Source organism: Thalassospira sp. A3_1 (assembly GCF_017744215.1).
GTDB lineage: Bacteria > Pseudomonadota > Alphaproteobacteria > Rhodospirillales > Thalassospiraceae > Thalassospira > Thalassospira lucentensis_A.
This window is the reverse complement of the sequence record NZ_JAGHQQ010000002.1, coordinates 561,988-582,896: the sequence shown is the minus strand read 5'-3', so window position 1 is coordinate 582,896 and position 20,909 is coordinate 561,988. Positions and strand designations below refer to the sequence as shown.

Annotated in this window: 22 protein-coding genes; 10 read left to right on the top strand and 12 right to left on the bottom strand. The window is 55.8% G+C overall.

Annotated features, from left to right (window positions below):
* Positions 1–379: 379 nt before the first annotated feature.
* Complete coding sequence (locus tag J7395_RS09710; protein WP_209221334.1) at positions 380–1,129, top strand: sulfite exporter TauE/SafE family protein; 750 nt, start codon at positions 380–382, stop codon at positions 1,127–1,129.
* A 48-nt stretch (positions 1,130–1,177) separates the two neighbouring features.
* On the top strand, positions 1,178–1,747 hold the full coding sequence (locus J7395_RS09705) for a YigZ family protein (protein ID WP_209221333.1): 570 nt from the start codon (positions 1,178–1,180) through the stop codon (positions 1,745–1,747).
* Between the two features lie 25 nt (positions 1,748–1,772).
* Here the strand turns inward: J7395_RS09705 and J7395_RS09700 are convergent, their stop codons facing one another.
* Positions 1,773–2,798: a LacI family DNA-binding transcriptional regulator gene (locus J7395_RS09700; protein WP_209221332.1), complete on the bottom strand. Its 1,026-nt coding sequence runs from the start codon at positions 2,796–2,798 to the stop codon at positions 1,773–1,775.
* A gap of 142 nt (positions 2,799–2,940) precedes the next feature.
* Here J7395_RS09700 and J7395_RS09695 point away from each other — a divergent pair, with 142 nt between their 5' ends.
* The 4 genes from J7395_RS09695 (at position 2,941) to J7395_RS09680 (ending at position 6,853) form a co-directional block, all read left to right on the top strand.
* A complete protein-coding gene (locus J7395_RS09695) occupies positions 2,941–3,552 on the top strand; it encodes a gluconokinase (protein WP_062952962.1) in 612 nt (203 codons plus the stop codon).
* Positions 3,549–4,577, top strand: a complete 1,029-nt coding sequence (locus tag J7395_RS09690; RefSeq protein ID WP_062952963.1) for a TRAP transporter substrate-binding protein — start codon at positions 3,549–3,551, stop codon at positions 4,575–4,577. Before J7395_RS09695 ends, J7395_RS09690 begins: the two co-directional genes overlap by 4 nt.
* 183 nt (positions 4,578–4,760) lie before the next feature.
* Positions 4,761–5,396, top strand: coding sequence for a TRAP transporter small permease subunit (locus J7395_RS09685; protein WP_082832751.1), 636 nt, complete (start codon positions 4,761–4,763; stop codon positions 5,394–5,396).
* Positions 5,397–5,545: 149 nt separating this feature from the next.
* Entirely contained in the window at positions 5,546–6,853 is a 1,308-nt protein-coding gene (locus J7395_RS09680; RefSeq protein WP_114111600.1) for a TRAP transporter large permease subunit, read from the top strand.
* A 163-nt stretch (positions 6,854–7,016) separates the two neighbouring features.
* Here J7395_RS09680 and J7395_RS09675 read toward each other — a convergent pair whose 3' ends face one another.
* Positions 7,017–8,033, bottom strand: a complete 1,017-nt coding sequence (locus tag J7395_RS09675; protein WP_209221331.1) for a 1-aminocyclopropane-1-carboxylate deaminase — start codon at positions 8,031–8,033, stop codon at positions 7,017–7,019.
* A gap of 179 nt (positions 8,034–8,212) precedes the next feature.
* Between J7395_RS09675 and J7395_RS09670 the strand changes: the two genes are divergently transcribed.
* Positions 8,213–8,701: an Lrp/AsnC ligand binding domain-containing protein gene (locus tag J7395_RS09670; protein ID WP_062952276.1), complete on the top strand. Its 489-nt coding sequence runs from the start codon at positions 8,213–8,215 to the stop codon at positions 8,699–8,701.
* Between the two features lie 8 nt (positions 8,702–8,709).
* Here the strand turns inward: J7395_RS09670 and J7395_RS09665 are convergent, their stop codons facing one another.
* From J7395_RS09665 to gor, 3 genes are all read right to left on the bottom strand, one after another.
* Positions 8,710–8,970, bottom strand: coding sequence for a hypothetical protein (locus J7395_RS09665; protein ID WP_209221330.1), 261 nt, complete (start codon positions 8,968–8,970; stop codon positions 8,710–8,712).
* A gap of 68 nt (positions 8,971–9,038) precedes the next feature.
* Positions 9,039–9,509, bottom strand: coding sequence for a hypothetical protein (locus tag J7395_RS09660; RefSeq protein WP_209221329.1), 471 nt, complete (start codon positions 9,507–9,509; stop codon positions 9,039–9,041).
* 190 nt (positions 9,510–9,699) lie between these two features.
* Entirely contained in the window at positions 9,700–11,061 is a 1,362-nt protein-coding gene (gene gor, locus J7395_RS09655) for a glutathione-disulfide reductase (RefSeq protein ID WP_209221328.1), read from the bottom strand.
* A gap of 163 nt (positions 11,062–11,224) precedes the next feature.
* On the opposite strand from gor, the gene J7395_RS09650 reads away from it, so the two are divergent.
* Positions 11,225–11,887, top strand: coding sequence for a LysE family transporter (locus J7395_RS09650; RefSeq protein ID WP_209221327.1), 663 nt, complete (start codon positions 11,225–11,227; stop codon positions 11,885–11,887).
* 113 nt (positions 11,888–12,000) lie between these two features.
* Positions 12,001–12,420 (top strand): hypothetical protein, encoded by a 420-nt coding sequence (locus J7395_RS09645; protein ID WP_062959846.1) that lies wholly within the window; start codon positions 12,001–12,003, stop codon positions 12,418–12,420.
* A gap of 77 nt (positions 12,421–12,497) precedes the next feature.
* Here the strand turns inward: J7395_RS09645 and J7395_RS09640 are convergent, their stop codons facing one another.
* Positions 12,498–12,893: a VOC family protein gene (locus tag J7395_RS09640; protein WP_209221326.1), complete on the bottom strand. Its 396-nt coding sequence runs from the start codon at positions 12,891–12,893 to the stop codon at positions 12,498–12,500.
* A 1-nt stretch (position 12,894) separates the two neighbouring features.
* Entirely contained in the window at positions 12,895–13,197 is a 303-nt protein-coding gene (locus tag J7395_RS09635) for a helix-turn-helix domain-containing protein (protein WP_209221325.1), read from the bottom strand.
* Positions 13,198–13,366: 169 nt separating this feature from the next.
* On the opposite strand from J7395_RS09635, the gene J7395_RS09630 reads away from it, so the two are divergent.
* On the top strand, positions 13,367–14,806 hold the full coding sequence (locus J7395_RS09630; protein ID WP_209221324.1) for a deoxyguanosinetriphosphate triphosphohydrolase: 1,440 nt from the start codon (positions 13,367–13,369) through the stop codon (positions 14,804–14,806).
* Positions 14,807–15,520: 714 nt separating this feature from the next.
* Here J7395_RS09630 and J7395_RS09625 read toward each other — a convergent pair.
* The 5 genes from J7395_RS09625 to J7395_RS09605 form a co-directional block, all read right to left on the bottom strand.
* On the bottom strand, positions 15,521–16,558 hold the full coding sequence (locus J7395_RS09625) for an HlyD family efflux transporter periplasmic adaptor subunit (RefSeq protein ID WP_209221323.1): 1,038 nt from the start codon (positions 16,556–16,558) through the stop codon (positions 15,521–15,523).
* A gap of 22 nt (positions 16,559–16,580) precedes the next feature.
* On the bottom strand, positions 16,581–17,861 hold the full coding sequence (locus tag J7395_RS09620; protein WP_209221322.1) for a glycosyltransferase family 2 protein: 1,281 nt from the start codon (positions 17,859–17,861) through the stop codon (positions 16,581–16,583).
* A complete protein-coding gene (locus J7395_RS09615) occupies positions 17,851–19,182 on the bottom strand; it encodes a hypothetical protein (RefSeq protein ID WP_209221321.1) in 1,332 nt (443 codons plus the stop codon). The genes J7395_RS09620 and J7395_RS09615 overlap by 11 nt, the downstream gene beginning before the upstream one ends.
* Positions 19,183–19,449: 267 nt before the next feature.
* Positions 19,450–20,193 (bottom strand): phosphoadenylyl-sulfate reductase, encoded by a 744-nt coding sequence (locus tag J7395_RS09610; RefSeq protein ID WP_348541220.1) that lies wholly within the window; start codon positions 20,191–20,193, stop codon positions 19,450–19,452.
* Positions 20,193–20,750 carry an NAD(P)-dependent oxidoreductase gene (locus J7395_RS09605; RefSeq protein WP_209221319.1) on the bottom strand — a complete coding sequence of 186 codons (558 nt, stop codon included), beginning with the start codon at positions 20,748–20,750 and terminating at the stop codon, positions 20,193–20,195. The genes J7395_RS09610 and J7395_RS09605 overlap by 1 nt, the downstream gene beginning before the upstream one ends.
* Positions 20,751–20,909: the final 159 nt, after the last annotated feature.

The window sequence follows — 20,909 nt, the reverse complement described above, 5'->3', positions numbered from 1 at the left end:
TGCCGTTACTATACCATATAATCAGCGTCACAGCGGATTTCCGCCCATTCAACCGGCGCTGTCAACCGGGCCAAACTTGATACGGGTTTTGCAACCGCATTTCCACCCCTTCCGTGCAATTCGCAAAGAAAAACCCGCAAATTTTTGCCAATCGCCGCAAATAACACGCAAAGTTCCACCCCAAATTACCAATTGCAGATGGATTTGAGGAGTAGCCCGTTCCCGCAAGGACGATGGAAATCCTTCGAATCCGGACATCCCGTCAAACGACACAGCAGGCACGCCCAATACTGTAAGAACAAATAGTCATCAGCATTCAATTGCGCGATCCCCCATATCGCGGCACACTGCGCCCGCCACACCTCATTGCGGAAGCCCCATGTCCATTGAAACAATCGCGATTATTGCCTGCGCCTATTTTGTGGCCGCCTTTGTAAAGGGCGCAACCGGCCTGGGGTTTTCGACATCCGCACTGCCGATCCTGGCCCTTGGACTTGGGCTCAAGGCCGGGATGCCGCTTGTGATCATTCCGTCGCTTGTCAGCAATTCGATCATCATGGCTCAGGCCGGACATTTCCGCGAAACCGTCAACCGGTTCTGGCCGATGTTTGCGGCAACCATTCCGGGGCTTTTGATTGGTCTTGCCGTGCTTGGCATGGTTGACAGCGTACTGGCCGGTGCGGTGCTCGGGCTGGTTTTAATGAATTACGGGGCCATCACGCTGTTTCGTCATGGCAAACCTTTATCAGATAAAGTCGCGCGCTATCTGGCGCCGGTTTCCGGTTTTGCCACGGGACTGGTGAATGGCATTACCGGTTCCCAGGTCATGCCCGTCCTGCCCTTTTTGCTGTCATTGCGGCTTGATCCCAAACGCTTTATCCAAGCCATCAATATCTCGTTTAGCCTTTCAAGCATCGTGATGGCATTTGGCCTGACACGGATGGGGTTGATGACGCTTGAAACCGTCTGGATATCCTTGGCCGGGCTGGTTCCGGTTTACGCGGGCACCAAACTTGGCAGTGTAGTGCGCAACCGAATGGATGCCGAAACCTTTCGCAAGGTGGTTCTGGTCATGCTGATTATTTTCGGGGCGATATTGATCGGCAAATTCGCGCTGTCTCACCCGTAACACTATGCCGCGCTGGTGCAATGCGCCTGCCTTTGCTATCCAGTCGTGATGAAAACCGTCACCCGCCCCGCATTTGCCGAAACCGAAGAAAAGAAATCGCGCTTTCTGGCCGAACTGGTCCCTTATGACCATCTCGCGACAAGGCTTGCCGAACTGCGCGTCGCCCACCCCAAGGCCAATCACCATGTCACGGCCTATCGGTATCTGAATGACGAAAACCAGTTGATCGAGCATGGCAAGGATGACGGGGAGCCATCGGGCACATCCGGTGTTCCGTGCCTCAAGGTTCTTCAGGGGCGCGACCTGATTAATGTCGCGGTGATCGTCACCCGTTATTTTGGCGGTGTAAAACTTGGTACCGGCGGGTTGGTGCGGGCTTATAGCGGTGCTGCCAATGCGGTTTGCAGTGTTGCCGACGTCATCGATTATGTCCCGCAGGGTGAAGCCGACCTGTTTGCCGGTTTTTCCGATGCCGGAACGCTGGAGCAGGCCTGCGCACAGGATGGCATCACCGTTCTGGACCGACAGTTCGATGCCGAAGGCACATGTATGAGGATTTCGGGACCAAAGGAACTCGTGGCCGAGCTTGCCGGGCGTTTCCCGATCCATCGGGATTAGCAACTGGCGCGGTCAGAACAGGATATCAGGCCCGCCTTGCGGTGCTTTGACGTTCCTGCAACTGGAAACCAAGATCGACAACGCGGTTTTCCGGTCCTTCCCCGTCCAGTCTTGCGCTGATCATATCAACTGCCGTTTTGCCGATCCCGTAGCGGTTTGTCCGGATGCTGGTCAGTGACGGACAGGCCGCCGCCATCATTTCAAGATCGTTGAAACCGATGATGCCGAGGTCTTCGGGCACGCGCAGCCCGGCATGCTGGCAGCCGAACAGAACACCCAGCGCCATGTCATCGTTGTTGCAGAAAACCGCTTCTATATCGGGCCTTTTTTCGCGTAACGCCCCGATCAACTCCGCACCCAGCGACGTGCTTGATGACCGGGTTGTTGTCATGAAAAGTTCCGGGTCATACCGATCCGATGATCGCAATGCTTCGGCAAAACCTTCCATACGGCGACGTGACCGCGGATCCATCCGTGCGCCGATGAAACCGATCCTGCGATAGCCGCGCTGCAACAGGTGAAGGCCAGCCGCCCGCCCGCCTTCGAAATGCGAAAAGCCAACCATCATATCAATGGGGTCCGGATCGACTTCCATGATCTGGACCACCGGGCAATCTGCCTTTTCAAGCAAGGCGCGCGCTGCTTTGGTTTGATCGCCACCGGCAACGATCAGGGCAGCCGGACGCTGGCTCAGGAATATACGGATCAGGCGTTCTTCCTCGGCGGCGACATAGCGCGAATTGCCAAGCTGTACCTGAAGCGGTCCCTGTTCGAGCTCGTCATAAATCGCACGCAGGGTATCGGCAAACACGTTGTTGGTCAGCGACGGCACGATCACGCCAACAATGTTGGAACGCGAGGATGCCAGCGCACTGGCATGGGAATGGGGAACGTAATCAAGCTTGCGAACCGCGGCATCAATGCGTTCACGCAATGCTTCGGAAACCTTGGCCGGATCACGCAAGGCCCGTGAAACGGTGATCGTGCTGACACCGGCCCTGTCGGCTACATCAGCGATGGTCGGCCGTCCGGCCCCTCTGCGTTTTCTCATGTTTCCCTTCTCATACCTTCTTCCTCATATCCGCGATCCGCAGGTTTCACAATATCTGTTGACTCGATGTTAGCGCTATCATTATGTTAGCGCTAACAAACAATGACGGGCAAGACCCGCATAAAGAAAAGTCGAAAATGAAGTGGCGGGAGGAACAGCCATCAAAGCCGAATTTCTCATCGTGATGGGTGTCAGCGGATCGGGCAAAACCGAGGTCGCGCAACGCCTTGCCAACGCCTGCAATGGTGTGTGGCTTGACGCCGACGATTATCATCCTCCGCAAAATGTCGAAAACATGCGCAACGGCATGCCGCTAAATGACGAGATGCGCTGGCCTTGGCTGGCGTCGCTCAGTGCGGCGGCCAAACAGGCCGCACTTGGAATTGATACCGGTTCCGTCACGCCGAAAATCTTTATCGCCTGCTCGGCACTGAAACGGCGTTATCGCGATTTTCTGCGGGACCATATGGAACCTGCAACATTCGTTTTTCTGGACGGTTCGCGCGAAGTGATCCGGTCCCGGCTGGATCGCCGGGTCGGCCATTTCATGCCGCCCGGATTGCTTGACAGTCAGTTGGCCGATCTCGAACCGCTGGGGCCGGACGAGATCAGCGTGACTGTTTCCATCGATGCCCCGATTGAAGCCGTGGTTTCGGCCATTGCTGCGCGTCTTGCAGCAGGCGAAATCGACAGTCCATCCACCAAAACGCATAAGACCGCCGGAAAACCGGTAACCCAGGGAGAAGACAAATGACCCTATCGTTCAAGACACTCGCCGGAACCGCACTTGCCGCCAGCCTGATGATGGCATCGCCGCTGGCCGCAAATGCACAGGAATTCACCCTTAAAGTCCAGTCAAGCGATGCGGCCGGTGTGCCGAACTTCGTCATCGAACAGGAATGGGCCGCACGCGTTGGCAAAATGTCGGGCGGACGTATTGCTGTTGAAATGCTTCCGGTCAACTCAGTCGTCGAACATGCCGAAACCCAGGACGCGATTGCCGCAGGCATCATCGATGGCCACATCACCGACACCAGCTATTTCACCGGCAAGGACCCGGCATTCGGCCTGATCGCCAACCCGGTTGGCGCATGGTCGGCACCGTCCGAAATGCTGCGTTTCGTCGAATATGGCGGCGGCAAGGAACTGATGAATGAAATGCTTGAACCCTATGGCCTGCATTTCATCGGGGCTGTAACCCCAGGCCTGGAAGCATTTGTTTCGTCCAAGCCACTTGACGGTGTTGCCGACCTTAAAGGCCTTAAAATGCGCGCCCCCGAAGGCATGGTGCAGGAAGTCTTTGCCGCAGCCGGTGCGTCGCCGGTGAACATTCCGCAGTCCGAGGTTTTCACATCCCTTGATAAAAAAGTGATTGATGCTGCGGATGCGACCGTGTTCTCGACCAACCAGGCAATGGGCCTGCATGACGTTGCCAAACATCCGGTCTATCCGGGCTTCCATTCCATGCCGATGCTTGAAGTTTCGGTCAACAAGGCGAAATGGGATTCCATGCCCGAAGACCTTCAGACCATCCTTGAGGTTTCGGTCCGCGATATGGCGCGCGACATGGACGCACAGCTTGCGATGAAAGACATGGAAGCCGTTGCCAAGGCACGTGCCGAGGGCGGTGTGACCATCCACAACTGGTCGGCCGAGGAGCGCAACAAATTCCGTAAAATCGCCACCAGCCAGTGGGAAAAAGTCGCCGGTCGTTCGGAAAATGCCCAGAAGGTTTATGATACACTGATCAAGTATCTGACCGCGCAAGGCATGATCTGATTGTGACCGCACGGTCATAGGATCACGGCAAAATAAACCCTGTCACCGGCGGTGCCCGGCCTTTCGGGCCCGCCGGTGACAAGCTGATACAATCCGGCCAAGCCCGATATAAGAGACGATATGGGGCGATGCGGTCCTCCCCGTTGCCGGATTGTATTCCCTGTCCCTGCAAGGATTGCGAAAATGGCCCCGACACCGGAAAAACCGGCACATAGCGACATCCCGCCCACCCCGGATCTGGCGATAGAGCCCGATGGCACCCCCGAGCCGGTCCCGACTGTTTCCGGCCTGTTTGGCCGGGCTGTCGACAAAATCAGTTCGATCTTCGCGCTCGGTTTCCTGTTGGCGATGGGCATCCTGATTTTCGAAATTTTCATGCGTCATGTCTTCAACAGCCCGACCCTTTGGGCCCATGAAACCACGACGTTTTTATCAGCCGTCGGCTTTGTGTTTGGCGGGCTTTACTGCGCATCGCGCAACAAGCATATCCGGGTTGTCATCATCTATGACATCGCCGGTCCGCGGTTCCGGCGCGCACTTGATATCGGCATTTCAATCGTTTGCGCGATCTCGTCGGGTTTCTTTGCCTGGGCGGCATGGTTGATGGTCAAACGCGCGGCATTCAAACCGGGCGGGGATATCCATCTGGAAACCACCGGCAGCGCGTTCAATGCGCCCTATCCGGGTTTGCTCAAGATTTTCATGCTGTTCGTTCTGATCGCCCTGACGATCCAGTTTGTCATTCTGACGATCAATTATATGCGCGCAAAACCTGATTATGCAGGTGCAAATTCCGGTACGGGAACAGGCCATGACTGACCTGCGAAACATCCCGGAACACCTTAAAAGCCACATCATATTACGTGTGAATTTGGCCCCGTCATTCTGCCCGGCAGCATCACCGATGAACGGGTCCGCTCATGCACGGCATGGAAACAATTATATCCGGCGTAACAGGATAAATCCCGATGTTTGATTTGCAGTCCCTTGGCATTGAATATGGCACGCTTGCGATGTTCGTGCTGCTGCTTGGTTTTTTGATAACCGGCATGCCGCTGGCATTTGTAACACTGTTGATTGCCCTGATATTCACCCTTGGCTGGTTCGGGCCGATGGCGGTGCCGCTGATCACCAGCCGGGTCTATTCGTTTGTTTCATCCTTTGTCTTTGTCTCGGTCCCGATGTTCGTGATGATGGCGGCGATCCTTGATCGATCCGGCATCGCCAGGGACCTGTTCGAAGCCATGCGCCTGTTTGGCGGGCGGCTTAAGGGCGGGGTCGCGGTCCAGACGATTTTTGTCGCCGTCATTCTGGCCGCCATGAGTGGCATCATCGGCGGCGAGATCGTGCTGCTGGGCCTGCTGGCCCTGCCGCAGATGCTCCGTCAGGGATATGACAAAAACCTTGCCATCGGTGTGGTTTGTGCCGGCGGGTCGCTGGGTACGATGGTGCCGCCGTCGATCGTTCTGATCATCTATGGCCTGACGGCAAACGTATCGATTGGCGATCTGTTTACCGCATCCTTCATTCCGGGCTTCATGCTGGCGGGTTTCTATGTCGCCTATGTGCTGTTCCGAAGCTATACGGGGGATAATATCGCCCCGCCGCCGCGCACCGAAAAAATCCCGACCGAGGAAAAAATCCGCCTTCTCAAGGGCCTGTTCCTGCCGATCCTTGTCGTGATCTGCGTTCTGGGTTCGATCTATGGTGGGATTGCATCGGTCACCGAAGCCTCCGCCGTTGGCGTTGCCGGTGTGGTTGCATCGACCATCGTTCGGCGCGAATTTTCGCTGTCGATGCTGAAAGCCGCTTCGCTTCAGACGCTGTCGACCTGCGGCATGATCGTCTGGATCGGGATTGGCGCATCGGCGCTGGTCGGGGTGTTCAACCTCATGGGCGGTATCAAGTTTGTATCGGCCCTGATCACCGGCATTTCCGATGATCCGACGATCATCATCCTGTTCATGATGCTGATCCTGTTTGTGCTCGGCATGTTCCTGGACTGGGTCGGGATCGCGCTTCTGACCATGCCGATCTTTGTGCCGATCATCAAACAGCTTGGCTATGACCCGGTGTGGTTCGGGGTTCTGTTTGCGATGAACATGCAGGTCAGCTTCCTTTCCCCGCCATTCGGGCCCGCCGCGTTCTATCTGAAATCGGTGGCACCACCGGATATAACGCTTGGCACGATCTTCAAGGCGCTGGTGCCGTTCATCTGCCTGCAGGTGCTGGCCGTGGCCCTTCTGATCATCTTCCCGGGGATTACCGGACGGTAAGTTCGCCAAAGCCGCTGGAAACAGAAACGACAAAGGGGAAGCCATAACGGCTTCCCCTTTGCGTTTGCACCACCCCGTCCTCTAGGGAGAGCTGTGGGAGACCAAATTCCCGCCAGAACGGGAATGACGGCGTGGTGAGGGTGCAGGCTTTGCGCAGGAGCAATCAGCCGTTGCGATACAGATAGCTATAGGCATTGATCGCAGGCACACCGCCAAGATGGGCATAAAGGACTTTCGACCCCTTGGGGAAATAGCCCTTTTTGACCAGATCGATCATGCCCTGCATCGATTTGCCTTCGTAAACCGGGTCGGTCATCATGCCTTCGAGACGGCCACACAGGCGGATCGCCTCGTTGGTTTCATCGGACGGTACGCCATAAGCCGGATAGGCGTAATCTTCGATCAGGGTAAGGTCGCGATCCGAAATACCGCCTTCAAGTTCAACCAGATCAGCGGTTTTCTGGGCAATCGCCAGAACCTGTGCGCGGGTCTGTTCAGGCGTACCGGATGCATCAATGCCGACCACCTTGTCCGCCCGACCATCGGCGGCAAAACCGACCGCCATGCCAGCATGGGTGGAACCGGTCACGGTGCAGACCACGACATAATCGAATTTAAAGCCAAGCTCGGCTTCCTGGGCGCGGACTTCCTCGGCAAAGCCGACGAAACCAAGCCCGCCATATTTATGCACCGATGCCCCGGCCGGGATCGGGTAAGGCACCCCACCCTTGGCCTTCACATCCTCAAGGGCGGCTTCCCAGCTTTCGCGGATACCGATATCAAAACCCTCATCGACCAGTTCGATCTCCGCCCCCATGACGCGGCTCATCAGGATGTTGCCGACCCGGTCATAAACCGCATCATTGAACGGCACCCAGCTTTCCTGCACCAGACGGCATTTCATGCCGATCTTGGCGGCGATGGCCGCGACCTGCCTTGTGTGGTTGGATTGCACACCGCCGATGGTGACAAGGGTATCGGCCCTGGATTTGATCGCATCGGGAATGATATATTCCATCTTGCGGACTTTATTGCCGCCAAAGGCCAGCCCGGAATTGCAATCCTCGCGCTTGGCATAAAGTTCGACATCACCACCAAGATGGGCGGAAAGACGCGGCAGTGCCTCGATCGGGGTCGGGCCAAAGGTCAGTTTGTATTTTTCAAATTTATCCAGGCGCATCGCGCACTCCCTGATTTGCAGAACGACATGGGAAACGAACCTCATGAAGGGGAAATGCTAGCGCCAAGCGCGTGAAAGGTGCGCTCGAACTTCGTGCCAATTTTTCACGCGAAGCTTTCATCATATGAAAAAATGTGCCTAGAATTTCGAAAATTTACAGAATTCCGGAAGGTTCTTTCATGACGCAGCCTGCCAGCCCCGCGAATGCCGCCCCGATAGATCGCATTGATCAAAAGATTCTGCGCCTGCTGCAAACTGACGGGCGAATGGGCAATGCCGATATCGCCAAACGGGTCAATGTCAGCCCGGCCACCTGCCACCGCCGGATGCAACGCCTGTTCGAGGAAGGATACATCACCTCCATCCGCGCCCAGATCGCCCCGGACAAGGTGGATCGTGCCGCACTGGTGATGGTTGGCGTGGTGCTGGACCGATCAACGCCAGACAGCTTCGCCGCGTTCGAAACCGCGTGCCGGAAGCTGCCCTTCATCCTTGATTGCCATCTGGTGGCAGGGGATTTCGATTACTTCCTGAAAATCCGGGTCCGCGACATGGCGGACTTCAATCACCTGCATGGCGATCAGCTGATCGCGCTTCCCGGTGTCCGGCAAACGCGGACGTTTTTTGTGATGAAAGAGGTCGTGGACAATGCGCCGCTGGCGTTTTAGTTAACAGGTTACTCGTATACCCGAGCCGCCAGCATCATCTCGGCAAGCCGCTGCCAACTTAGCAACTCATGACCTTCATTAGACAGAATCGTTATATCGACGGTATCAACAGCATATCCATGGAAGCCTTCCAGATAAGCACGTAGGTTATCGTTTTCCCAAGTGCCGTCCTGGACGCCATAGTTTTTTTGCAGCTCCAACATAAAGCTCAAAAAATCTTTTTTGGTTCGCACCCTATGAGCTAGATCAATTAGTTCATCATCAGACAATTTCTTCTCCTGATTTTAGGTAAACTGAAACCTGCGCAAGAGTGCAATTACTCCTGCGCAGGATAGCATTAGCGGACGACAATTGCCGTACCATCATTATCCGTCGTGAATTTGAACCGCTGATCATTAGGAATTGGATCTACTTTGGTGCAGCGGATATTCACCCCAGCCTGTTTGAAGGCATACAGTCGACGATTATCAAGCGTATAAACGCCCGCGGCAACGACATGACCACCATTGCGAACAGCCTGTGACGGATCAACCTTCACCAAACGAATTGGTGGAACATCTGCTGCTGTTACGGTGCCGTTGTTGAGACCATCAATCAGACTTTGAACTGTCTGGCCGTCTGAGAAGTTCCGCGAGATACTGTCCTGACTGAAACGCACCTCGTCGGGATCAATTGCATTGCTGCAATTAATCCCTGCAAAGTCATTCGGGCCGTAGTAGGCAAATGCTGGCTGAGAAACAGTGGCTATTGCTGCCAGCAACATCCAAACTGCGACGAAGGCCTTCTTCATTCCGAATTTAGAGATCATTACAATCCTCATAGAGTTGTAAGCGGCACAACGACAAGCCAACATTTTTGTTAAACTTGCCTGCGACACGCCTAATGAAGACGGAACCCGGAATTTCTTGTGAGAAGTCCAAACAAAACAAAAGGCAGCGCCAAAATGACACTGCCTTCATGATTGCGTCTGACAGGGTGCAGGTAGTTATGCTCTATGTTTAATCCGCGACCGGGAACCGCATGGTGACGAATTCTTCCGCTGCCGACGGATGCACCGCGACGGTCTGGTCGAACTGGGCCTTGGTTGCGCCAAGGCGCACCGCGATGCCGATGCCCTGGATGATTTCGGCGGCGTCGGGGCCGACCATGTGGGCACCAAGGACGACGTCGGTGGTTTTATCGACGACGAGTTTCATCAGCGTTTTTTCATCCCGGCCCGAAAGGGTATGGCGCATCGGTTTGAAGGTTGATTTGTAGATTTCAACCGGTCCGCCCTTTGCGCGGGCTTCTTCCTCGCTCAGACCAACAGTGCCGACCGGGGGCTGGCTGAAAACGGCGGTCGGGATCGCGGCATAGGACATCGACCACGGCTTGCCGCCAAAGACGGTATCGGCAAAGGCCATGCCTTCCTTGATCGCGACCGGGGTCAGTTGCACATGGTCGGTCACGTCACCAACCGCATAGACGTTCGGAACGCTGGTTTGCAGGCCCCTGTTGATTTTGACCGCGCCGTTATCGTTGGTTTCGATCCCGACAGCCTCAAGCCCGAGGCCCTTGGTATTGGGCGCGCGACCGGTGGCGAACATCACGGCGTCGACTTCCATGTCGCCCCCGCCCGTCAGCGTCAGTTTCAGGCTGCCATCGGACTGCTTTTCAATCGCGGTGACATTGGTGTTGAAGCGCAGATCGACACCCTTTTTGACGATTTCCCCGGCCAGATGGCTGCGGATATCGTGATCAAAACCGCGCAGAATCTGATCACCGCGATAAAGCTGTGTGACGCGCGATCCGAGCCCGGCAAAAATCCCGGCAAACTCAACCGCGATGTAACCGCCGCCAACGACGACAATGCGTTTTGGCAGGTCTTCGAGGTGAAAGGCCTCGTTCGAGGAAATCGCGTGTTCGATGCCCGGAATGTCGGGCAGCGTCGGATGACCGCCAACCGCGATCAGGATGCGTTCGGCAGTGACTTCCTCGCCCCCCACGAGAACGGTATGGGCGTCCTTGAAGGTTGCACGGTGTTCGAACAGCTTGACGTTCGAACCGGCCAGAAGCTTGTGATAGATACCATTCAGGCGGTCGATTTCCGCATCCTTGTTGGCGATCAGCTTTTTCCAGCTAAAGCTGGGCTCCCCCGGAAGGGTCCAGCCATAGGCTGCCGCGTCTTCGAAATCCTCGGCAAAATGTGCGCCGTAAACCAGAAGTTTTTTGGGCACACAGCCACGAATGACACAGGTGCCGCCAACGCGGCTTTCCTCGGCAATCGCGACCTTTGCGCCATAGCCAGATGCAACGCGCGCGGCCCGCACGCCGCCCGATCCGGCACCGATGACAAACAGGTCAAAATCATAGTCCGACATGCGGAATTCCTTATTCTTGGTCATTTGGTAATATGGCGCCAAATGTAAGGCGGAATTCACAAGAGTCGAGGCAAAAGCCGAGAAAAATTCCGTTTTCACCGGACTGTGATATCATTATTGGCAATCTGGCGGTCCTTCCCCTTCCAAAGCAAAAGAGGTTGCCATGCATGACGGTCTTGTTCTGTTTGGAATCCTAAGCGCCCTTTTGATCGGGGCAGTCAGTCCGGGACCAAGCTTTGTGATGGTCAGCCGGATTGCGGTGACGTCATCGCGCCGTGATGGACTGGCGGCAAGCCTTGGTATGGGGGTTGGCGGGGCATTATTTGCCAGCCTTGCTGTGCTTGGCCTGACGGCGCTTTTATCGCAGGTAAGCTGGCTTTATCTGCTTTTTAAAATTGCCGGCGGGTCGTATCTGGTGTTTCTGGGCATCAAGATATGGCGCCATGCGTCAGAACCCCTGATCATGGATACGGCGGCGATGAATGCCGGACCACAGGAAATACCCCCGCGACCGGCACATAAATCATTCAGGAAATCATTCGGGCTGGCGATGCTGACCCAGATCAGCAATCCGAAAACCGCAATTGTCTATGCCAGTATTTTTGCAAGCCTTTTGCCTGCCAATCCGCCGCTTTGGATGTTGATGATCCTGCCGCCGCTGATTTTCATGATCGAGGCCGGATGGTATGCCATTGTCGCCATTGTGTTTTCCGGGCGGCATGCCAAACGTGCCTATCTTGGCGGGAAAACATGGATTGACCGCTTTGCGGGGTTGGTGCTTGGCGCGCTTGGCCTGCGGTTGATTACCGATGGATTGCGGCCATAGGATCAGCACGGTCAACCGGGTAAGGGCCTTTGCGAATTGCAACTTTGTCGCTATATGCAGAAGAATGATCGCGCAAGTAAACCTGCACGACACACAACACAGGAACAACGCCCATGAGTGACCGGATGACAGGTCAGGACGCATCGTTTGACAATGCCCCGCAATATGCAGATACGCGCGGCGGCAATACGGCTGTCGTCTGCTACGGCCTGATGATCGCGACCCTGTTTACCGCCTTTGCCACCGGTTTGATCGCGCTGATTATTGCCTATGTCGCGCGCGAGGATGATGATCACTGGACCAACAGCCATTACACATTCATCATCCGCACATTCTGGATCAGCATCCTTTATGCGATCATTCTGGGCTTTTTCACCTTCGTGATCGGATGGGTGCCGCTTCTGGGCTGGGCGATTGTCGGCCTGATGGCGCTTTATACCACCGCGTGGTTTATCGGACGCAACGTGATTGGCGTTTTGCGCGCCCTTAACGGCAGCCCGATTGATAATCCGAAAAGCTGGTTCTTTGGCTAGGCCTGATTGAACGGCAAGAAGATTTGCATGACCGGCTTCGGAAACGAGGCCGGTCATTGTTTTCGGGCAGCCCTGAATTAGGCGGCTTTTTTCATTTCGATCAACTGGATAAGGTTGCCACAGGTATCGTCAAATACGGCGATGCGGACCGGCCCTGCATCCATCGGGTCGATCGTGAAAGTTACCCCGCAGGATGCAAGTCTGTCATATTCGGCATCAAGGTCATCGACCTGAAACGATGTTGCCGGGATACCATCGGCAACCAATCCCCTTTTGAAAGGTTTGACGGCCGGATGACCGTCAGGCTCAAGCAGAAGTTCGGTGCCGGCTGGTTGTTCTTTGGAAACAAGTGTCAGCCAGCGGGCTTCGCCGGCAGGAACATCTATTTTCAGCACGAACCCCAGTTTTTGTGTATAAAACTCAAGGGCCTTTGCCTGATCATCGACAAAGATGCTGGTGATCCAGATACGCATTTCAGGCTCCTTCCTCATCACAGATTTTTTTGGTAATCGCAGTTACCGCCTGCAACGGGGCCAGACGTACCGCGTGGGTCTTGGTCCGCCCCTTCCACAAGATTTCAAGCAATCCAGCACGTTCAAGCGCGTCGAGATGCTGGGAAATGGTTTGCCGGGACAGTCCATGACCGGTTTCGGTCATAGAGGCAGCGCAGATTTCAAACAGGGATTGGCCCGGGCGTTGACGCAGGGAAGTCAGAATACGGCGTCTCTCCGGGTGGGCAAGCGCCTTGAATATGAGGTCTGTCTGATCATCCTGCATGGGAAACTATATGCAGTAGAATTACTGCATGTCAATATTGGGCTATGTTAGGAGCCCGATACGAACTCTTTTGAAGGCAATCGGTTTTGCCCGATTGCGCCCGACTCCCCACCCCGTTAAAGTCGGGTTTGCGGACGTACAAACGACACGGACAGGGAGTCGCATCGCCATGGGTTCGATGCAACCGGCCAAAATGCGCTGGGAAAATCTGCTTTCACCACACCGGCTTGATTTTCGGGATGGCAAGATCCGCCTACCCGATGGCGATCCGCATCCAAGCCCGGACGGCAGAAGCCCGTTCCAGATCGATGTTGACCGGATCATTTTTTCATCGTCGTTCCGGCGTCTTCAGAACAAGACACAGGTTCATCCGCTATCGGATAACGACCATGTGCATACCCGCCTGACCCACACGATCGAGGTCGGATCGGTCGGGCAATCCCTTGGCCTTATGGCGGGCGCGCATATCGTCAAGCATCTGCCAGAAGGCAGCCCGATCACCATTGCCGATATCGGATACATGGTGCAGGCCGCCTGCCTGGCGCATGATATCGGCAACCCGCCATTCGGCCATTCGGGCGAGGATGCCATCAATGAATGGTTCACCACATCGCGCCTTGCCAAGGAAGAACTGACCGGACGTTTGACCGGGCCGGAACTTGAAGATTTGCGGCATTTCGAAGGGAATGCGCAGGGGTTGCGCATCATCAGCCAGCTTGAAATGAAGCGGTTTGACGGTGGACTTAACCTGACTTACGGCACACTTGGCAGCTTCATCAAATATCCGCGCAGCACATCGGTGCCCGATGCGCGCCGTCGCGAATATACCGGGCTTAAGAAACCCGGATATTATCAGGCAGAACGCGAAATCGCCCATGCGATTGCCAATGTTTGCGGGCTGTCGCCACTTGACGGGTTTGACGGGGCGTGGCGACGCCATCCGCTGGTCTATCTGGTCGAGGCGGCCGATGACATCTGCTATTCGGTGGTCGATCTTGAAGATGGCTGGGAACTTAACTGTGTCAGTTTCGAGCAGGTCGAACGCGCCTTGGCCCCGATTGCCCGCCATCCGGAAAAATACCAAGGCGACGCCGAAAAACGCTGGGCCGATTTGCGGGCCGAACCGTGGTATGCGGAAAAATCCGAAGATGACCGGATCGGCTTTCTGCGTGGCAAGGCGATTGGCAATCTGGTGAAGGCAGCGGTTGATGCCTTTATCGAGCATGAGGACGCGTTGCTTGCGGGCACATTGGAAGGCGATCTGCTGGCCAATACGCCGCTTGGCAAGGATGCCAAAAACTGCAAGATGCTGGCGGTTGAACGGATTTATAATGCACCCCACGTCCTGCCGATTGAAATGGCCGGGTTCGAGGTGATCAACGGTCTGCTTGACAGCTTTGTGCGGGCCGCGATTGACATCGAAGAACATCAGAAACACGGCAAACGCCTGCCGCCGCAGGCCGACCGGATCGACAAGCTTCTGTCGGGCAAGCTTTCGGAAGCCGACGGGCTTTATGCCCGGATCATGCGGGTAATGGATTATATTTCCGGCATGACGGACCGTTATGCGGTGACGCTGTTTCGCAAACTTCAGGGCATTACGATTTAAGAAAAAAGCCCGGCAGGTTCGCCGACCCAAGATATTGATAAATATACCATTCTTTCCGTGCCGAGCTTTGATTGGGAACTTTTTCCGGTTTTTTTGAAAAAGTTCTTGATTTGTTCTTTTCGTTGTGACATAAAGATAAAGTCAACAGGACAAATGGGTCCGGAGACAAAACCCGCAAAGCGTGATTCGCTTTTGCGGGTTTTTTGCGTTTCGGGCGGCAAAAACAGGAATGGGATGATGATGGGGCAGCGATCTGACGCGATGACATGGTGGGGGCGGTATCGCCAAAGGGCCATCATGGGTGCATGGAAAAGTCATTACGGCGGTGGTGCGTCCGGGCCGTGAGGCAGCAGGAAATTTACGAAAACTATGGTTTATCATGACGGGAGAGATGTGCCCTTGGGGCAAGGGTGTTTGTTCGGGGCAGAGAGCCGGGGCGAGGTGAAGTTGGTCCGGTCCAGCTCAGTCCGGGGCCAGCCCGGTCGGTGAAGTCTGGCAATGCCGAGAATCAGCAGGCCCGAATTGCGTCTGCATTGGATCGGCTGGCTGAATTGATTGGATTGGCCTGGCGATGGGCCGATGGTGCATTCGGACATGCCGAAAGGCCGGTCATCGATGGCGGGATTTGTGTCTGCCATGCGACAACGCTGTTGCCTTTTGGGGTGAGGTGCGTTTCCGGCATGACGGACCGCGATGTGATGATGCGTTTTCGCATCAGGCTTCCAGCATCCAGTCAAACAGGCGATGGATCGATGAAAACAGGCCGCCGCCAATATCAAGCTTGGCAAACAGGGGCGGGAAGTTTTCGGGATTGGCGATGCGGATTTCGGCAATCTGGGCGCGGTCGGTCGGCTCGAATGATCGCTGGAATTCTTCGGGGAGCTGTTCGGATACCGGCAGAAGGGCGGTCACGATCCCGGTCAGGTTTCTGGTGCCGTAATACATCGTTACCTGCTGCCCCGGTTCGATATCGTAAAGCGAGCCGTTTTCAAAATAGGCCAGCACATAGGGCGTCCCGGCAGCAATTGTCATGATCGGATCGCCGGGGCGGATCACGCTGCTTTCGATTGCATTGACCTCGGTCACGATACCGCCTGCCGGGGCGACAAGGCGGCCCCCGTCATAGGCGGCTTCGATTTTCTGCATCAGAACGCGACGCTGATCAATTTGCTGATAGAGCGCGGCCAGTTCGGCACGCAGTGACGTGATATCGGATGTGATCCGTTCAAGGTCCTCGCGCGCGGTGTATTCCCGTTCATATGCGGTATTTAGCGCCGTACCGGTGGAAACACCGTTGGCAAGACCGGTTTCAAGGCGGTCGCGGAAACTGCTAGCGGAAGACAGACGTTTTTTCGCAAGCTCAATCAGTTCGCGTTGCCCGTTCAGCTCGCTCGTCAGGCGGGCGCGATCCGCCGACAGGGCCGAAAGTTCGAAATGTGAACGCGCGAGTTCCTCGTCATATTGTTTGGATTTCAGAAAGGCGACGACATCGCCTTCATTGACCGCCTCGCCCTGTCGGACCGAGATATCCTGTACGGTGCCGATATATTCCGATGCCACGACATAGGGACGCGCAACCACCAGTCCATTGCCGCGCAGGAAAAAGAACTGGCCGAAAAACACATCGAAGGCCCAAAGACCGATCAGCATCAGCAGGCCGATATAAATCCAGCGCCCCAGATTGCGTTTTTTGGGCATCGCGCGCGGTTCGCGGATCAGGCGGGTTGAAGGTCGATGATTTTTAAGTTTCATGGAGCCTCGTTCTTATTGATTTTCAATTATCGACGCGGGACCTGCGCGCGGCATGACGCACCCGGCGCGGGACATAATTGTCATCAAAGGACCGGCGGAAAATCAGTTCATCAAAACAGGCGACCAGCCGGACGAAACGCAGAAACAGCGAATTGAACACACCGTAACCGAGGACATAGGGCCAAAGCCCCGCCACCCGCGCATTGGGGGCGGCGATCCGGGCCATGGCAAAACCGGCAATGCCAAACAGCGAATAGGCCAGCAGATTGACGACCGCGATGATCCAGCCGAAGCTTCCGTAAACATCAAACAGCCAGATCAGATAGATCACGAAAGACAGCGACAGAAGGGCCTGAAAGAACAGGATATCGATGGCGCCAAGCGCATTGGACAGGCGGAACTGCGCATCGGTCGGGTCCAGAAACACACGGAACCGCCGCCAGCGCATCCGCACCAGCGACCGATCCCACCGCAGGCGTTGCCGGGCAAGCTGGGCAAATGTTTCGGGCACATCGGTCAGGCACCAGGCTTCGGGGGCAAATTGCACCTGCCACCCGGCACGGCGGATCTTGTTGGTCAGTTCCGCATCCTCGCCCGGGCCGACAGACCAGCCGCCGACCTGTTCAAGCGCCTGCCGACGGAACGCGCCAAACGCGCCCGAAACGATGAACAACACACCAAGCATGTCGGAAACCTGCCGGCCAAGTCCGATGGAAATCTGGTACTGGATCGCCTGCCAGCGGGTCGCAAGCGAGATATCGGGATTGCGCACGCCAAGGTTACCGGCAACCGCACCAATTTTGGGATCATTGAAAGCGGCGATCAGCTTTTCAAAGGCATCGCAGTCATAGGTGGTATCGGCGTCCGCGATGATCACGATATCGCCACTGCATTCGGCAAGGCCAAGATTGGCAGCCGCCGATTTGCCGCCGCGAACCCGGGTGCTGCGGACCACATCAATCAGGCCGTCCTTTTGCAGGGCGGTCGCCACCGCAACACTGTCATCGGTCGAACCATCATCGACCACGACGATCTGATCGGGGGGTATGGTCTGTTCGCGCATCGACATGATGGCGCGCGGCAGGTTTTCCGCCTCGTTATGGCCGGGCAGCAGGACCGAGATGCGCGGTCGCACCAATGGCAGGCCCGGCGCGACCGAGCGGCGCCGCACCATCGTCGCGACACAGACCGCAATCCCGGCGATCACAAAGCGCGGCAATTCCAGCAGAAAGAAATGCCAGAACATGGCAAAGAATGCCGGGAAGCTTAGGGACAGGAGATAATTGATACCATCAACGAACATCACGTATCCCGCGCAAGATGTCGCGAACCGTCCGATCCGACCAGTCTTCGAACCGGCATTCGGGCTGATCGGTCATGTTTTTGCGAAGGCCGTCTTCGATCCGTCTGATGATGGCATCAAGCTGCCCGGCGTCGGTTTCGGGGAAGACAAAAACGATCTGTTCGCCTTCGGCATACAGGAAATCGGAATCCCGCAGGATTTCGCGCAGAAGCTTGATCAGGGTTGCGCGACTTGCGGCATTGACAGGGCGGGGCTGGTGATCGTCATCCTGCCCCTGATCAAAGCGCATGGCGCAAATGCCAAACGGGCGACCATAACGCTGTGCGGTGCTAAGCCCGTTATCAAGCAGTGCGACAAAGGTTGCGTAATCCTTTGACGGTTCGAAACTGCCCAATGCGGTTTCAAGACCGGGCACGGGCAAACGCCCCGATATGACGGTTTCACGCCCGAGCGAGGTCAGGCTGTATTGGTACCAGTTATTCTGCGGCGCTTCGTCGCTTGGCGTCAGGGTTTTGCAATCAAGGCATTCGAAATTGACTTCGGGTTCCTCGGTCACGGTCTGGCAGTTCTGACACAGTTCGACCCGGCCGGGTTTATCGTAATCCACCCCGAAATGATTAAGCATCTGTTCGCAGGACGGACAGATCATCCGTCCGCCAGCCGTCAGTTGGAAGGCGTTTTGTGGCCCCTGATGACCGCAGGCAAAATGATGGACGATATCCATTTCCACCAGATTGGAAGACCGGCATTCCGGGCAATGTTCAGCCACATTCAGCCGGGCCGAACTGCATTTGCGGCACATATGGGTCTTGCGCCAGAAGGTGCGTTCCAGCATCCCCTGCCGATGCAGTTGCGATAATAGCGACCGCGATGCCAGATCTGGCCGCAACCGGGCATAGGTCACCGAACTGCGGCTGCCGGGATGCCAGGAGGGCACGGCATCAATATCGCGCGTCACCAGATACCCCAGAAGGTTCAGCGCACCGCGATCCTCGTCATTATGGGGGGCGGCAACCTGCCCGATCCGGCGGTATTGTTCCTGTGCATCCCGGTATGCGAGTTGCAGGGTCTGCATTGAAATTTCGGGAAAGACGGCATCGGCAAAGGATGGGGGATTGGCCCCGAACCAGTAAACGGGAAAAAGATCGTGCCGGGCAGCCGCGCGCAGGGTGATCAGCGCATCACGGCTCAGATTTGCGTGTTCGTCACACAGAATGACGGAAAAGTTTTTTGGCGTTTCCACCCGGTGCATGTTTTCAGGGAGGTCTTCGAACATGCCAATGGGCAGAACTTCAAGCACGTTGGCCTGATCTGCTGTCATATGATGTGCCCTTTTGTCCCAAATCTCTGTTTCCGCCTGCGCAAACTTCGTGTCGGTTCACGTCAGGCGACCGGATTTACATGTCCTTACGCATCAGGATCGCGTCTGGTTCACCCAAGCAAAAAGAACTTCCTTTTTATTTTTCAGGTAAATAAGGAACAAATTTGACGAATTCCAATCATTGGGCGTCACAAGTCCGCACCAAAACAAAACGGCCGCCCGTTTCGGGGCAGCCGTTTTTTAATGATCCGTTTGAACCGAACGGGATCAGATGATGTAGTGGATGCCGCATTCGGTCTTGTCCTGCCCGGCCCAGCGACCGGCACGGACATCGGTTGAATTGGGATCAACGCGATCGGTGCATGGCATGCAGCCGATGGACAGGAAGCCTTCGGCCTCCAGCGGGTGATGCGGCAAGGCGCGGTTGTCAAAGATATCTTCGATGTCAGACCGGTTATAGCCCGCCAGCGGATTGATCTTGATCCGGGTTCCGGCAGTTTCGATCACCGGCAGTTGCCCGCGTTCGCCACCGTGGAAACGCTTGCGCCCGGTCAGCCACGCGTCATAGCCCTTAAGCGCACGTTGCAGCGGTTCGACCTTGCGCAGATAGCAGCATTTGGCGGTATCCGTGGCAAACAGCATGCCGTTGGGATCATCGGCCGCCAGAAGCTTTTCATCCGGGCGCATGATCTGAATATTGGTCAGGCCAAGCTGATCAACGAGCTGTTCACGATAACGATGGGTTTCGCCAAACAGCTTGCGGGTATCAAGGAAAATCACCGGCAGGTTGGGATCGACCTCGGACACAAGGGCGAGCAGAGCCGCGGCCTCTGTCCCGAAGGACGAGGTCATGGTGATTTTGCCATTGAATTCTTCATGCACCATCGGTTCGATCAGGGAAATCCCCTGCAAGTGGCCGTATCGCGACAGCAGGTCGGCGGCGCGGACTTCGGCCTCCTCGACCGACATCGAGCCGCCGGTGACAATGTCTTCTTCGCGCATGACTGTCATCACAACCATCCCCGACGGTCGATATAATCGTCCGTCATTTTCAGAAGCTGCTTCATATCCGCCCCATCGGCCTTCCATTTTTCACGCTGATCGGAAAGCTCGCGCAGGCGCTGATCCCATTTGGGCACCAGCCAGTTTTCAATCGCATGGCGGATACGGCCGGCCAGACGCGGGCTGTGCCCGTTGGTCGAAACCGTAATCATCAGATCACCGCGCGTGACCCGCGCCGGCGAGAAAAAATCACAGTATTCCTTGACGTCCTCGACATTGGCGATCGTGCCAACGGCCTTGGCGATGGCGGCCAGTTCGGCGGCCTTTTCATGCGGCAAATCAACAATAAATAGGATCGCGGCCGCGTTGACGTCGGCCGAATTCGGGAGATAGCGGTGCAGCCGGTCGCCGGCCTGGTCCACCAGTTCGGCAATCGGGTCTTCGGCATAAACGGTGACGTATCTCGCCCCATCACCGTCAAGCTGGCGCAAACGGTTCAGGGTTGCCTGACCGTTGCCCACCAGCGCGACCGAAAGCCGCGCAAGGTCCAGATTGATGGGAAACATCGTCGATCCTCAAAAGAAAGTTTCTGTTGGTTGATTAAGACTATGGGTGTGTATATCGGATAATTCAATACATTTTTTATGTGTTTTATATTTATAGAACACTATTTATTGCGTTAATAAAACCATGATCCGGCCCCGATGCCGGACGTAGAAACGTTG

Bases quoted from the DNA above. Each gene is read 5' to 3' on its own strand.
- J7395_RS09710 (WP_209221334.1), top strand. From the start codon at position 380: ATGTCCATTGAAACAATCGCGATTATTGCCTGCGCCTATTTTGTGGCC.
- J7395_RS09685 (WP_082832751.1), top strand. From the start codon at position 4,761: ATGGCCCCGACACCGGAAAAACCGGCACATAGCGACATCCCGCCCACC.
- J7395_RS09640 (WP_209221326.1), bottom strand. From the start codon at position 12,893: ATGCGTATCTGGATCACCAGCATCTTTGTCGATGATCAGGCAAAGGCC.
- J7395_RS09690 (WP_062952963.1), top strand. From the start codon at position 3,549: ATGACCCTATCGTTCAAGACACTCGCCGGAACCGCACTTGCCGCCAGC.
- J7395_RS09605 (WP_209221319.1), bottom strand. From the start codon at position 20,750: ATGTTTCCCATCAATCTGGACCTTGCGCGGCTTTCGGTCGCGCTGGTG.
- J7395_RS09645 (WP_062959846.1), top strand. From the start codon at position 12,001: ATGAGTGACCGGATGACAGGTCAGGACGCATCGTTTGACAATGCCCCG.
- J7395_RS09680 (WP_114111600.1), top strand. From the start codon at position 5,546: ATGTTTGATTTGCAGTCCCTTGGCATTGAATATGGCACGCTTGCGATG.
- J7395_RS09635 (WP_209221325.1), bottom strand. From the start codon at position 13,197: ATGCAGGATGATCAGACAGACCTCATATTCAAGGCGCTTGCCCACCCG.
- J7395_RS09610 (WP_348541220.1), bottom strand. From the start codon at position 20,193: ATGACAGTCATGCGCGAAGAAGACATTGTCACCGGCGGCTCGATGTCG.
- J7395_RS09620 (WP_209221322.1), bottom strand. From the start codon at position 17,861: ATGTTCGTTGATGGTATCAATTATCTCCTGTCCCTAAGCTTCCCGGCA.
- gor (WP_209221328.1), bottom strand. From the start codon at position 11,061: ATGTCGGACTATGATTTTGACCTGTTTGTCATCGGTGCCGGATCGGGC.
- J7395_RS09670 (WP_062952276.1), top strand. From the start codon at position 8,213: ATGACGCAGCCTGCCAGCCCCGCGAATGCCGCCCCGATAGATCGCATT.
- J7395_RS09615 (WP_209221321.1), bottom strand. From the start codon at position 19,182: ATGACAGCAGATCAGGCCAACGTGCTTGAAGTTCTGCCCATTGGCATG.
- J7395_RS09625 (WP_209221323.1), bottom strand. From the start codon at position 16,558: ATGAAACTTAAAAATCATCGACCTTCAACCCGCCTGATCCGCGAACCG.
- J7395_RS09630 (WP_209221324.1), top strand. From the start codon at position 13,367: ATGGGTTCGATGCAACCGGCCAAAATGCGCTGGGAAAATCTGCTTTCA.
- J7395_RS09660 (WP_209221329.1), bottom strand. From the start codon at position 9,509: ATGATCTCTAAATTCGGAATGAAGAAGGCCTTCGTCGCAGTTTGGATG.
- J7395_RS09650 (WP_209221327.1), top strand. From the start codon at position 11,225: ATGCATGACGGTCTTGTTCTGTTTGGAATCCTAAGCGCCCTTTTGATC.
- J7395_RS09705 (WP_209221333.1), top strand. From the start codon at position 1,178: ATGAAAACCGTCACCCGCCCCGCATTTGCCGAAACCGAAGAAAAGAAA.
- J7395_RS09700 (WP_209221332.1), bottom strand. From the start codon at position 2,798: ATGAGAAAACGCAGAGGGGCCGGACGGCCGACCATCGCTGATGTAGCC.
- J7395_RS09675 (WP_209221331.1), bottom strand. From the start codon at position 8,033: ATGCGCCTGGATAAATTTGAAAAATACAAACTGACCTTTGGCCCGACC.